This window comes from Gordonia sp. 852002-51296_SCH5728562-b (assembly GCF_001665475.1).
Lineage (GTDB): Bacteria > Actinomycetota > Actinomycetes > Mycobacteriales > Mycobacteriaceae > Gordonia > Gordonia sputi.
This window is the reverse complement of the sequence record NZ_LZMI01000065.1, coordinates 24466-37379: the sequence shown is the minus strand read 5'-3', so window position 1 is coordinate 37379 and position 12914 is coordinate 24466. Positions and strand designations below refer to the sequence as shown.

Annotated in this window: 14 protein-coding genes; 8 read left to right on the top strand and 6 right to left on the bottom strand. The window is 64.7% G+C overall.

The annotated features are described in order from the left end of the window. Positions 1 to 18: 18 nt before the first annotated feature. Entirely contained in the window at positions 19 to 1278 is a 1260-nt protein-coding gene (locus tag A5766_RS12255; protein WP_082965512.1) for an MFS transporter, read from the bottom strand. Positions 1279 to 1606: 328 nt separating this feature from the next. On the opposite strand from A5766_RS12255, the gene A5766_RS12250 reads away from it, so the two are divergent. Beyond that, positions 1607 to 2755, top strand: coding sequence for an ATP-grasp domain-containing protein (locus tag A5766_RS12250; protein WP_210734946.1), 1149 nt, complete (start codon positions 1607 to 1609; stop codon positions 2753 to 2755). Positions 2756 to 2854: 99 nt separating this feature from the next. Continuing rightward, complete coding sequence (locus A5766_RS12245; protein WP_039854825.1) at positions 2855 to 4336, top strand: flavin-containing monooxygenase; 1482 nt, start codon at positions 2855 to 2857, stop codon at positions 4334 to 4336. A 34-nt stretch (positions 4337 to 4370) separates the two neighbouring features. On the opposite strand, the gene A5766_RS12240 is transcribed toward A5766_RS12245, so the two are convergent. Further along, positions 4371 to 5036: a DUF1345 domain-containing protein gene (locus A5766_RS12240; RefSeq protein WP_005203704.1), complete on the bottom strand. Its 666-nt coding sequence runs from the start codon at positions 5034 to 5036 to the stop codon at positions 4371 to 4373. 41 nt (positions 5037 to 5077) lie between these two features. Here A5766_RS12240 and A5766_RS12235 point away from each other — a divergent pair, with 41 nt between their 5' ends. After that, positions 5078 to 6079 carry a zinc-binding alcohol dehydrogenase family protein gene (locus tag A5766_RS12235; protein ID WP_039854786.1) on the top strand — a complete coding sequence of 334 codons (1002 nt, stop codon included), beginning with the start codon at positions 5078 to 5080 and terminating at the stop codon, positions 6077 to 6079. 15 nt (positions 6080 to 6094) lie between these two features. Here A5766_RS12235 and A5766_RS12230 read toward each other — a convergent pair whose 3' ends face one another. Both A5766_RS12230 and ybaK read right to left on the bottom strand, forming a co-directional pair. Next, on the bottom strand, positions 6095 to 6892 hold the full coding sequence (locus A5766_RS12230) for an SOS response-associated peptidase (RefSeq protein WP_039854824.1): 798 nt from the start codon (positions 6890 to 6892) through the stop codon (positions 6095 to 6097). Positions 6893 to 6949: 57 nt separating this feature from the next. Next, positions 6950 to 7441 carry a Cys-tRNA(Pro) deacylase gene (gene ybaK, locus A5766_RS12225; protein ID WP_005203697.1) on the bottom strand — a complete coding sequence of 164 codons (492 nt, stop codon included), beginning with the start codon at positions 7439 to 7441 and terminating at the stop codon, positions 6950 to 6952. 483 nt (positions 7442 to 7924) lie between these two features. Between ybaK and A5766_RS12220 the strand changes: the two genes are divergently transcribed. The 5 genes from A5766_RS12220 (at position 7925) to A5766_RS12205 (ending at position 11007) form a co-directional block, all read left to right on the top strand. Next, entirely contained in the window at positions 7925 to 8566 is a 642-nt protein-coding gene (locus A5766_RS12220) for a sigma-70 family RNA polymerase sigma factor (RefSeq protein ID WP_197500860.1), read from the top strand. Beyond that, a complete protein-coding gene (gene rsrA, locus A5766_RS12215) occupies positions 8563 to 8886 on the top strand; it encodes a mycothiol system anti-sigma-R factor (protein WP_064863712.1) in 324 nt (107 codons plus the stop codon). Before A5766_RS12220 ends, rsrA begins: the two co-directional genes overlap by 4 nt. 105 nt (positions 8887 to 8991) lie before the next feature. Next, positions 8992 to 9066, top strand: coding sequence for a 50S ribosomal protein bL37 (locus tag A5766_RS25530; RefSeq protein ID WP_109239415.1), 75 nt, complete (start codon positions 8992 to 8994; stop codon positions 9064 to 9066). Between the two features lie 146 nt (positions 9067 to 9212). After that, complete coding sequence (locus A5766_RS12210) at positions 9213 to 9428, top strand: biotin/lipoyl-binding carrier protein (RefSeq protein WP_064863713.1); 216 nt, start codon at positions 9213 to 9215, stop codon at positions 9426 to 9428. Between the two features lie 16 nt (positions 9429 to 9444). Then, a complete protein-coding gene (locus A5766_RS12205) occupies positions 9445 to 11007 on the top strand; it encodes a sensor histidine kinase (protein ID WP_064863714.1) in 1563 nt (520 codons plus the stop codon). A gap of 89 nt (positions 11008 to 11096) precedes the next feature. On the opposite strand, the gene A5766_RS12200 is transcribed toward A5766_RS12205, so the two are convergent. Together A5766_RS12200 and A5766_RS12195 are read right to left on the bottom strand one after the other, a co-directional pair. Then, positions 11097 to 11351, bottom strand: a complete 255-nt coding sequence (locus tag A5766_RS12200; protein WP_005170735.1) for a WhiB family transcriptional regulator — start codon at positions 11349 to 11351, stop codon at positions 11097 to 11099. 501 nt (positions 11352 to 11852) lie between these two features. Continuing rightward, positions 11853 to 12776, bottom strand: coding sequence for a diacylglycerol/lipid kinase family protein (locus A5766_RS12195; RefSeq protein WP_064863731.1), 924 nt, complete (start codon positions 12774 to 12776; stop codon positions 11853 to 11855). Between the last annotated feature and the right edge of the window lie 138 nt (positions 12777 to 12914).

The following is a 12914-nucleotide window of genomic DNA, read 5'->3' as shown; positions in this document are numbered from 1 at the left end:
GGTTGGCCTGAAGCGCAATCATGCGAAGGCGCGGGCGTTCTCGCGTCGCACGGCCACGGCGGTCAACACCAGCGCGATGAGCGCGAGCACACCGACGGCCACATTGAACACGACCCCCGACGTCTTGAGTCCCCAGTGCGATGCCGCGATACCCTCGCCGACGATGGGGATCGAGATGGCGACGTACGCGACGACGAAGAACGTCGACATCACCTCGGCGCGACGATCAGCGGGACTTGCGGCGACGACCGACGCGAGTCCCTTGCTGAACGAAAGGCCTTGTCCCGCACCGGCAATCAATGCTCCGATGACGAGCAGCGTGAACGAGGCGGCGAGTAGTCCGCCCACCAGGACGGCCATGCCGACGACCAGGAGCGCACAGCCCGCGATCAGTGCGCGTTCGGTGGGGATCGTGCGACCCGCGATCTGCGCTGCGGCGGACGCGCCGAACAGGAGGAACACCAGACTACCGGCGAGTGCGGGCGAGTGGATGCCGAGCACGTGCGAGACGAACGACGGGGTGACGCCGGTGAATGTGCCCATCACCGCGAAACCTGCGAAGGCCGCGATCGCGGCACGTGCGAAGACCGCGCGTGTCTCCGGCGGCACCGACAGCTTCTGAACCGACAGGCGGGTCCCTTCCTTGCGCGTCACGGGCTCGGTCATGAACCAGATGCCGACGAACACGATCGCCAGCAGCACGAGGTCGACGATGAACGCGGTGCGCAGCGGCGCCGGGGCGAACTGCGCGAGCAGTCCGGCGATCAGCGGACCGAGGCCGAGTCCGCCGATGTTGGCCGCGGTCGCGAGTGCGGGCGCGCGGTGACGCCAGCTCGGAGGTGCGAGTTCGATGACCGCTGCGGTCGCCGCACCTGCGTAGATACCTGCCGACAGGCCGGAGAGCACACGTCCGATCATGAGCTGCCACACCGGGCCCGCGGTCAGGAAGACGACGGCGCTGATCGCCGAGAGGATCGCGCCGGCGATCAGCAGGGGACGCCTGCCGAGGATGTCCGACCAGCGTCCGAAGCAGATCAGGGCAACGATCACCCCAGCCGCGTACACGGCGAAGATGATCGTCGTCGTGGTGACGCCGAATCCGAGGTCCTTCGCGTAGATCGAGTACAGCGGAGTCGGCAACGTGGTGCCGAGCATCACGACCGCGAACGCTGCGATGGCCGCGACGAACGACCGTGCCCCACCGGAGTGTGTTTCGAGGGAATCAGACCGTGCGGGAGCTGATCCTTCAGAGTGTGTGGGGCCGGGCGTCTTCGTCATAGGAGGCCTAGCGTCGAAGTGCCCCAGGGTATTCCGCAGCGGCATGTGGGTGCGCGACGGACCTGGTGCGCGCGACGAGGCCCCGGACCGGTGAGCTGGGGAAATGGTGAATGCGTGTCTGGTGAATGTGTGACGTACGTAAGGATGTGGGTGCTGCAGCACCCACATCCTTCGATTCGACACACATCTGGCGATCGATCGGAGCAGGCCGCTGCCGCAGCGTCGAATTCATGCCGTGAATGTCTCTATCGCCGCACACGGTGCACCGGCCCGTTACGGTGGATTCGTGCCAGCCATCGATCCCACGATTCTTGCCACCACGTCGCGCATGCCGTTCGCAGTCGACGAGATTCACAAGCTCGGCGTCACCGGACGTCGGGTGATCGCTGCCGATACGTTCAGTTCTGCGCCGGGAAGCCATTCGCGGGGAGCTGCCAAGCATTACACGGTGCCTGCACCGACCCAGGAGACCGAGGCGTTCATCGCCGCGGTCGTCGACATCATCGACACCGAGAACGTCACCTGGTTGTTGCCGATGTTCGAGGAGGTGTTCTACCTCGCCTACCATCGCGACCGGCTGCTGGCGGGGCACCCTGACCTGGAGCTCTTCTTTCCGGACTTCCCGACGCTGCATCGCGTACACGACAAGGTGAGCTTCGCCGAACTGTGTCGCTCACTGAATCTTCCTGTGGCCGAATCGATCACGGCGACAAACGACGATGAGCTCCGCGCGGCGACGACTCACTGGGAGCACTGGTTCGCGCGCGCCGCCTACGGCCGCGGTGGGCTCGACGTCGTCACGAATACCGGTCCGCTCGCCGCGGAGACGAGTCTCGACGGCGTACATCCCACCGCGGAGGATCCGTGGTTGGTGCAGGAGTACCTGAAGGGTGTCGACCGGTGTAGCTGGAGCGTGGTGCACCACGGCGAGGTGGTGCTGCACTCCTGTTACGAGCACCCGTTGGCCATCGACAATCGCGGCGGAATCGTGTTCGAGTCCGTCGATTCTCCCGAGTCGCTTCACGCGGCACAGACCATCGCGCGCGAATTGAACTGGCACGGCCAGATTAGTTTCGACTTCTTGGTGACCGACGACGGCGTGCACCACATGGTGGAGTGCAACCCGCGCCCCACCGCCGGATGCACTATCGCCACACCGGAGGAATTCGACGCCGCGCTGTTCGATCCGGGTGAGCTGGTCGTGGTGCCCCCAGGACGCAAGAAGATGATCAAGGCGGCCGTGATCCGCGACGTCCTGATGCACCCGTCGCATTGGAAGGCCAATCGCGCAGCGGCCAAGGGCGCGGCGGGTGTCTACGACCAACGCAAGGATCACCTGCCACTGCTGTACTCGGCGCTGTCGTTGCAGCACGTCGCCAAGTACCGCAGGCAGCTCGGTGTCAATCGCCAGAAAGGCGAGCAACTCGTCGCCACGCAATTCTTCGACGTCCTCTACGACGGCTCATCCATCGGCTGAGGTCCCGCCGACCGGAAGCCGCCACTCTTTGCCTCCGAAGTGACCTGGGTTACTGTGTTCGTAGGTCACAGATACTTCGGGGAGTGAGGTCGGATCGTGGTGCAGCCAGATCATGAGGTCGTCATCGTCGGCGCAGGTTTCGGTGGAATGGGCGGAGCCATCGAACTCAAGCGGCAGGGCGTCGAATCGATAGCGATTCTCGAACGCGAAGACGACCTCGGTGGCACGTGGCACGTCAATCACTATCCCGGTCTCGCCGTCGACATCGCGTCGGTGACGTACTCGTACTCGTTCGAGCCGAATCCGTTCTGGTCGCGGCTGTTTGCTCCCGGCGCAGAACTCAAGCGCTATGCCGAGCACATCGCCGACAAGTACGACCTCAAGCGTCACATGGAGTTCGGCACGAGCGTCGAGAAGGCCGAGTGGGATGAGCAGGCGCGGTTGTGGACCGTGTACACCGCCGACGGTTCGAGTCGTACCTGTCGGTACTACGTCACCGCCACGGGGTTCCTGTCGCAACCGCACGTCCCCGACTTTCCCGGTCTCGACTCGTTCGAAGGGAAGGTGCTGCACACCGCCGACTGGGAGGACGGATTCGACTTCACCGGGCGTCGGGTCGCAATCATCGGCACCGGGGCGACGGCGGTGCAGTTGATTCCCGAAGCCGCCCGCGACGCAGCGCATCTGACGGTCTTCCAACGCACACCGATCTGGGTGGTGCCCAAGGTCGATTTCGCCATTCCCGCTGCGCTGCAGAATCTGTTCGCCACTGTGCCGCTCACGCAACGCGCCGCTCGTCTGGTGAACACCTCGCTACTGGAGATGCTGATGGTGTTCGGCGTCCTGCACTTCAAGCAATTCAAACCGGGAAACAAGGCCGCGGCACTGCTGGCCCGGGCGCATCTGCGCGCTCAGGTTCCCGACGGCGCGACCAGGAGGGCGCTGACACCCGACTACGACTTCGGGTGTAAGCGACCGACATTCTCCAACAAGTACTTTCGGGCCTACGCCCGCCCGAACGTGACGTTGGAGACCGGCGGCATCGGGCACTTCGAACCCGACGCCATCGTGAGCGCCGACGGGACGCGGCACGAGATCGACACGCTCGTACTCGCCACCGGATTCGACCTGTGGGACACCAACTTTCCCGCGATGACCGTGATCGGATGGGAGGGCCGGGACCTCGGAAAGTGGTGGCGCGACAACCGTTTCCAGGCCTTCGAGGGTATTACCATTCCGCGTTTCCCGAACTTCTTGTCGCTCAACAGTCCGTACTCCTACAGTGGCCTCTCGTACTTCACGACGATCGAGGCGCAGATGAAACACATCGCCCGGTTGTTCGGCGAGATGCGTCGACGCAAGACGGAGGTCTTCGAGGTGACCGACGCCGCCAACGACGCGTTCCTCGACGAGGTCACCGAGCATCTGCAGTCGTCGGTGTTCTATCGCGGAAACTGTGCGACGTCGCGCAGCTATTACTTCGACCCGCACGGCGAGGCGACGCTCCTGCGTCCGAATTCGACGCTGACCACGCTGCGTGAGATGGACAGCTACCCGCTGGACTCCTACTCCTATCGCTGAGTGTTGCTGGGGGAGAGGAGGATTCGGTGCTGCGTCACGATCCGACGTTCGCGGTGAGGTTGATCAGCAGCGCGACGATCACGGTGCCGAAGAAGTAGCTCAGCAGGGCGTGGAAGACCAGTGTCCGACGAAGCCGTGACGAGCCGACGTCGGTGTCGGAGATCGCGTAGCTCATCCCGACCGTGATCGCGACGTACACGAAATCGCTGTAGCGCGGTGACTCCGACTGATGGAAATCGATGAGCGGCGCGTCGCCCTTGTCTTCACTGACGCCGTCGCCGCCGAAGTACATGCGTGCGTAGTGGGTTGCGTACATCGTGTGGATGGCGGCCCACGATGCCACCACCGACAGCAGTGCGATGAACAGGAGTACCGGGTCTTTTCGGGTCAGCACCTCGACGATCCCGATGAGGCTCACGAATGCTGCCAGCAGCACGATGACAAACGCGCCCAGGCGCGTCGGCTCCTCGCGACTGGCGTGCGTCTCGGTTGCCTCGTTGTCCATCGGCCACAACGCCAACCACGTCCACAGCACGAACAGGCCTGCGCCGATTGCCCAGCCGGCCAGCGGCGCAGCGGTGGGACGTTCCGACCAGATCCCTACCGCGACGGCCCAGCCCACCACGATGCTCACGAGGAGCCGAACCAGCACCGGTGCGTCGCCGCGGTGGATGCGCCACTTCGGATGTTGAGAGTTCATGGAGCAAGTACACACCGCGCGGCCCGCAATAGAGTGGGGACATGCGCGCGTGGTCAGTCACCCAGCCTGCACCGATCGACGAACACCCACTCGATCTGGTCGACAAACCGGTCCCGACGCCCGGTTCTGGCGAACTCTTGGTCAAGGTGCGCGCGTGCGGTGTCTGCCGTACCGATCTCCACGTCACCGAGGGCGACCTGCCGGTACGTCGGCCAGGCGTCACGCCAGGACACGAGGTGGTGGGTGAAGTCGTCGAGGTGGGGGAGGGTGCGCGAGGCTTCGAACGGGGCACGCGGGTCGGGGTCGCATGGCTCCACCAAACGGACGGCACGTGCACCTACTGTCGGCGCGGGAGCGAAAACCTCTGTCCCGCTTCGACATACACCGGGTGGGACGTCGACGGTGGATATGCCGAATACGCAACGGTGCCCGCCGATTTCGCTTATCGCCTTCCGGAGAACGTCGACGACGTCACCCTTGCGCCCCTGCTGTGTGCGGGGATCATCGGGTACCGCGCACTCAAGCGCGCCTCGCTACCGGAGGGTGGTCGCCTTGGCCTGTACGGCTTCGGCGGCAGCGCGCACCTCTGCGCGCAGCTCGCGATCGCGCAGGGCGCCGAGGTTCACGTCATGACCCGCGGCGCACAGGCGCAGGCTCTTGCCCGATCGTTGGGGGCGGCCTCGGTCAACGGTGCCTACGACGCCCCGCCGGTCCCTCTCGACGCAGCGATCACCTTCGCGCCTGTCGGCGACCTGGTCCCGGTGGCGATGCGCGCACTCGACCGGGGAGGGGTGCTGTCGATCGCCGGGATACACCTGTCCGACATTCCCGCACTGAACTATGAGCGAGAACTGTTCTACGAGAAGGAGATCCGCTCGGTTACCGCCAACACCCGCGACGACGGACGCGAATTCCTCGAGCTCGCCGCCCGCTACGGTGTCGCGGCGACGACACACACCTACCCGCTGTCGAAGGCCGACCAAGCGCTGTCCGACCTCAAAGCGGGCCGATTCGACGGCGCCGCCGTACTCGTTCCCGACTGACGAGTGCCACCAGTTTCAGACCGGTGCCAGCAGCTCCGGTCCGTTGTTGGCCACGCGGTTCACCAGTGGCGAGACCTCGCGGATCGCGATCGCGTCGGCGATGGCCTCACTCGGCGGCGCGAAGAGCTCCGACGGTGCGGGGTGGTCGGGATCGAGCCAGGCATCCCAACTGTCGTAGGGCATGATCCGCGGCATGCGGTCGTGTACCTCGCGCAGGTCGCCGACGGCGTCGGTGGTCAGGATGGTGCAGCTCAGCAGGGGTGGCGCGTCGGGATCTGTGCGGTCGTGCCAGGCCGACCACAAACCCGCCATGAACAGCCGTGTCCCGTCCTTGGGTGACATGAAGAACGGGATCTTGGTCGGCTTTCCCTTACTGTTTTCCGGGCCGGGCTTCCACTCGTACCAACCGTCCATGGGCACGAGGCAGCGCTTGGACTTCACCGAACTGCGAAACGAACTCTTCTCCGCAGCGGTCTCGGCACGGGCGTTGAACAGCAACGGTCCCTTGCCGACCTCTTTGGCCCACGTCGGTACCAGCCCCCATCGCATCGCTCGCACGCGCAGCCGCGGATCGTCGTGCGGGTCGCCGTGAGAATGACGTTCGACGACGGTCAGGATCGTCGACGTCGGTGCCACGTTGTAGTTGGTGCCCAGGGTCCGCGGTGCCTGATCGGTGTTCGGCTGATCGGGGCTCGGCTGGTTGGCGCTGGTCTGGTCGTCGGGTGTGGGTGGCGCAGCGGGCACCTCGTTGACCGCGTCGATCTCGGCCGCGAGCTTGGCAGGGTCGGTCGTCACCGCGAAACGTCCACACATGCAGTCCATGCTGTCACGAGGGGCTGACACGAGGGGCTGACAGGGACAGGGAAACGCTCAGGCGGCGATGTCGGCGGTGATGGCCGAGGTCGCGGCGACCAGGTCGGTGGGCGACAGCTCCACTTCCAGGCCGCGTTTACCTGCACTGCACAGGACGCGATCCCACTCGAGAGCAGAAGAGTCGACGACCGTCGGCAGCGCGGTTCGCTGGCCGAGTGGTGACACACCGCCGAGGACGTAACCGGTGGATCGGGTGACTGCTTTCGCCTCGGCCATCACCGCCTTCGACGCTCCGAGTGCTGCTGCCGCGGCCTTGAGCGACAGCTTGTGCGGCACCGGTACCACGGCGACGGCAAGGCCGCCGGGGCCGCCGGTCAATGCCACGACGAGCGTCTTGAAGATCTGCTCGGGTGCAACCCCGAGTGTCGACGAGAGCGCATCCACCGCTTCCGCTCCATACGCCTCGGACTTCCGATCGTGGGTGTAGCTGTGTACCTCGTGCGGCACATCAGCCCTGCTGAGCGCCGCGAGCGCGGGGGTGGCTGCCATCGGAACCTCCAGATGTGTCAGCGGGGCCGCAGACGCGGGCACCGGAAGAAATCGGACATGCGCGGAACAATTGTCGGCGCAGCCCTGTTGACCAACAATGTCAGGACGCTCGCAACCCCTGTTCAGCGGGCGATCACCACAGATCAATACCGCGACATCACATGCCGCGACATCAACAGCACGAGCGTATTCAACAGATCGAGGAGGTGGATTGCCGTGGGAGCGACGTTGCTCGAACGACCGAGGCAACCACGACCTGGTGAGCTGCGAGAAGGAGCCGGGTCGGTAAGCTTGATCGACATCACCGGTGCACCTGCGCAGACCCTCACCGGGTTGGGCGGCATCGGAGTCATCAGCGAAGGGAATTACGTGGCTTCTCCCGAGTCCCCCGACTCTGACGGCGGTGCTGACAGGACAAGCGACACCGCCTCACAAGCGTCGAAAACCGAAGCACCGGAAACCGAAGCGTCGGCAATCGACGATTTGACCGCAGCAGCGGGTTCGGCGGCACCTCGTCGCGCTGATCCGTCGGAGACCGACGCCGATCTGACAGAACGGTTCGAGCGCGACGCGCTCCCGTTGCTCGATCAGATGTACGGCGCGGCGCTGCGTATGACGCGCAATCCCGCCGACGCAGAGGATCTGGTTCAGGAAACGTACGTCAAGGCTTTCTCGGCATTCGCGTCGTTCCGTGAGGGGACCAACCTCAAGGCCTGGCTGTATCGCATCCTGACCAACACCTACATCAACGGGTACCGCAAGAAGCAGCGTCAGCCTGCCCAGTACCCGACCGACGAGATCACCGACTGGCAGCTCGCAGCCAATGCCGAGCACACGTCGACCGGTCTGCGTTCTGCTGAGATCGAGGCGCTCGATGCCCTGCCCGACGACGAGATCAAGGCTGCGCTGCAGGCACTTCCGGAGGATTTCCGGATGGCCGTCTACTACGCCGACGTCGAGGGTCTTCCGTACAAGGAGATCGCCGAGATCATGGACACTCCCATCGGAACGGTCATGTCACGACTGCATCGTGGTCGACGTCAACTGCGTGAACTGCTGACAGACGTCGCACGCGATCGTGGCTTCCTCCGTCAGCCTGCCTCCGAGAGCGGAGTGGCACGATGAGCGACTCGACTCCCGATGTGGCGCCGGTACCGCCTGCCGACGATCCCGAATTCACCTCACTCGATTGCTCCGCGGTCATCGCCGATGTGTGGCTTGTGCTCGACAACGAGTGCGACGCCGCCGCTCGCGCCCGACTTCAACAGCATCTCGACGAGTGCCCGTCGTGCCTGGCGCACTACGGCATCGAGAGCCAGCTCAAGGCGCTGATCAACCGCAAGTGCGGGGGAGATCGTGCGCCCGACAGCCTGCGTGACCGGCTGCGCGTCGAGATTCGCAAGACTGTCGTCGTTCGCGAAACGCGGTATTCCGCGGGCGAGTGACCCGGCTTTCGACGAAGCGACGCAGGTCCAACCGGTACCGATTCCAGGATTCCGGGTGCGACGTGGGATAATCACTGAGCACATCGGAGACGAAGGAGGCCCGTCATGGGTAAGCGCGGACGCAAGAAGCGCGCACGCAAGAAGAGCGCAGCCAACCACGGCAAGCGCCCCAACGCCTGAGCTGCGTGCCAGACGAAAGCCCGGAGCGTGATCGACGGTCATACCGACCGCGTCCGCCCGGGCTTTTTCGTGTCGTGATCGCTTGCCGGCAGTCGGGCGCCGCGGTGCGCGCCCTGCCTGTCACAGCGGTGGACTAGTTTGTTCACATGGCAGAAGACGTTGTCGCCGAGATCGTGGCGAGTGTTCTGGAAGTCCGCGCAACCCCTGGTCAACGCATCGAGATCGGCGACACGCTGGTGCTGCTCGAATCGATGAAGATGGAGATCCCGGTCCTCGCCGAGGAGTCGGGAACGCTCGCAGACGTCAGGGTCAAGGTGGGCGATGTGATTCATGCAGGCGACATCATCGCCACCTACGAGTAGCCGCGCACCCTCACCGATGTCGACGCTGGCCGATCTCCTCGCCGAATACACAACACTCTCCGACCGTGCAGCGGCATATCTGCAGCGCGTCGTCGCCGAATGGCAACTGCTCGCCGACCTTTCCTTCGCCGATTTCCTGCTCGCCGTGCGCGCCGAGAACGGCGAGGTGGTGACGGTCGCGCAGTGCCGACCCAACACGGCGTCGACGGTGTTTCCGAGCGATCAGGTCGGCATGGTCGTCGGTGCCGACGCCAACCCGCAGGCGCTGCGCGCATTCGACGAAGGGCACATTCTCCGCGAGGAAGACCCCACCTGGATCGGTCCGGTCGCCATTCGGCGCGAGGCGGTTCCCGTCGGATTCTCCGGTGAGGTCATCGGTGTTCTCACCCGGGCTGTCGACCTCACTCATCCGCGACTGCCCTCACCGCTCGAACTGGCATATCAGGACTCGGCGAACGACCTGTGCCAGATGGTTGCCGACGGCACGTTTGCGCGGCTAGAGGTCAACCCGCGAGGCTTGTCGACCCCACGCGCGGGCGACGGTTTCGTGCGGATCGACGAGCGCGGCGTCGTCCTTTATGCGAGTCCCAACGCGCTGTCGGCGTTTCATCGCATGGGGTGGACGTCGGAGCTCTCGGGGAGACGACTGTCGGACGTCACGACGTCGCTGCTGACCGACCCATTCGAATCTCACGACGCCGCCACCATGATCGACGTCGCCGCGGGCGTCGTCGCGCCGCCGGAGGGGCCGTACCCCGACATCGGAATGCGTATGGAAGCCGACGCGCGCCGGGCGACCGTGCTGCTGCGGGCGGTGCCGTTGCGTCCGCGCGGTGTGAGTTCCGGTGCCGTGGTGCTGATCCGCGACGTCACCGAGGTCAAGCGTCGAGACCTCGCACTGATCAGCAAGGACGCCACGATCCGGGAGATTCATCACCGGGTCAAGAACAACTTGCAGTCGGTGTCTGCACTGTTGCGTCTGCAGGCACGTCGCACATCCAACGAGGAAGCGAGATCGGCACTCGTCGAGGCTGTCCGACGAGTGGCAGCCATCGCCACCGTGCACGAGTTGCTCTCGGGCAGCGTCGACGAAGAGGTCGACATGGACGAGGCCGTCTCCCGGCTGCTTCCCACGATGGTCGACGTCGCCGCAGGGGAGACGCCGGTGTCGGTGAGCCACCGTGACCGCCTCGGGGTGCTCCCCGCCGAGCTGGCGATGCCGCTCGTGATGGTGCTGACCGAGCTGATACAGAACGCCGTCGAGCATGGGTTCGCTCGCCCACGCGGGGATGACCGTGTGGACGACAATGGAGACGGCACAGCTGCGGTGCGTGACGACGCCAGGATCGAGATCTCCGCCGACCGCGACGTGCGGCGCATGGTGGTGACCGTGCGCGACAACGGCTCGGGGCTGCCGGCCGATTTCTCCATCAACGACTCGGAGCGCTTGGGGCTTCAGATCGTGCAGACACTTGTCGCGATCGAGCTCGGAGGTGAGTTGGAACTCGGGCCGAACCCGGAAGGTCGGGGAGCGCAGGCGCGCATCGCAGTTCCATTGCACGCCCGCACGCCGACGTGAGGGCAATACAAAAAGACCCGGCGCGATGGCCGGGTCTTTTTGTTGGTCCCCCACGGGACCGTGGTCGATCAGACTGTTTGTAAGTCGATCTAGACGCTGCTGCGGGTCCGCGTGCGTGCCGTACGACGCTTCAGTGCTCGACGCTCGTCCTCGCTCATGCCGCCCCACACACCGGCGTCCTGACCGGACTCGAGAGCCCAGGACAGACATTCGGCGGTGACGGGACACCGCGCGCAGACGAGCTTCGCATCGGCGATCTGTGCGATAGCCGGACCGCTGGTTCCCACCGGGAAGAACAGCTCGGGGTCCTCGTCGCGACAGATTGCCTTGTGACGCCAGTCCATTCCTTCTCCTTCAGGTGCGTGTGTTGCGCGCACCACTCGTCATCGAAATCTTGCTTCTTGTGGCTGTAACCATCAGTTCACGTAGACACACCAAATGTTTCCGTGCTGTTGCTTGTGAATACTTTCACGAATTCAGCTGAAGTCAATGGTGTTCCGCTGACACGTGTGCAATATCACTCTCCGTGACCCCTGGTGGGAGGGGGGTGGTGCACTCGCGTCCGTGCCAATGTTCTATGCTACGCCGGTTGTTCGATTATTGCCGATATGTTTCCGCAGCTAGTGGCGTAGATCGCATTCTGACACCCAGGAGCGTGATCGTGGTCACCCAGCGATTGCCGTCTGCCTGGGCGTAACCCGAAATTCACCTGACCCGAGAGTCAGGTGAGGCCGGATGAGGCGGTCGAATTTGCGCTGCTAGGGGGCGATGTGCATGGCAGTGAAGCGCTGAGTGACTGTGCTCAACTGGTCCTGGAGGATCGGCCTCATCTGGGCCTCATCTCGTCAGGGAGCGACGACGCCGAGTACGGACTCGCGGTGCGAGAAGTGGATCGACGTGAACGCCCCGACGTAGTCGCCGTCCATCTGGACGTCGATCGGCTCCTCGGCGTCGAATTGGACCCACTCGACGTCGTCGTCGCGAATCAGGTGTGGCGCTTTGGGGTCGCGCTGCGTGAGCAGACGCGTGGCGAGTCCGACGTTGCGCAGTAGGCCTGTCGACGTGGCAGCGAACAGGCCCAGGCGTGCGGTGAGGTCGGTGCCGGGGTTCGTGCGGATCTCGTGGTTGCCCAAGAACGTCCAGGGCGTGGTGTTGGAGACGAACGCGAATCGCACACCGTCGATCGGCTCGTGGCCGTCGAACTGCACGCGAAAAGGGGGCTGGCTCGACGATCCGCGTATGAAGCAACTGACCGTCGTCCACAGATATCGGCCGGGTGTTGCCGCTTTGCCCGCGTGGCGCTTGTCCTCCATCGCGTGCACCACCACCGCGTCCATACCCATTCCCGCGTTGAACAGAAACCAACGAGTATCCGTGTGTCCCAGGCCGATTCGATGAATCGACGAGGCGTCGACGAGGTCGATCAGCTGGCGCGTCGCGCGCAGTGGGTCGGACTCGATGCCGAGGGTCCGTGCGAAGACATTGGCGCTGCCGCCGGGGATTATCGCGAGCGCCGGGCGGGGGAGTGTCGGATCGAACTCGGCCGGCGATCCGAGAATGCCGTTGGCCACCTCGTTGACCGATCCGTCGCCGCCGTGCACGACGACGATGTCGTATCCCTGTTCTCGGGCACGCGCGCCGAGTTCGCCCGCATGACCTCGGTGCGTGGTGTGCTCGACGTCGACCGGGACATGGGCGCTGAGGGTATTGACGAGCGCGTCACGACCCGCGGCGGTGGTCGCGGTCGCGAAGGGGTTGACGATGAGCATGACGCGCACGACTCCCGAGGATATGGGGTCGCAGCGAACGCCGACCCTGCGCCCCCGTACTCCGAGCACCCAATACTCTGGACGGGTGAGCAAAAAGCAGGACCCCGCCGGTCGTGGCGCCCGTAGGTCGGCACCGCG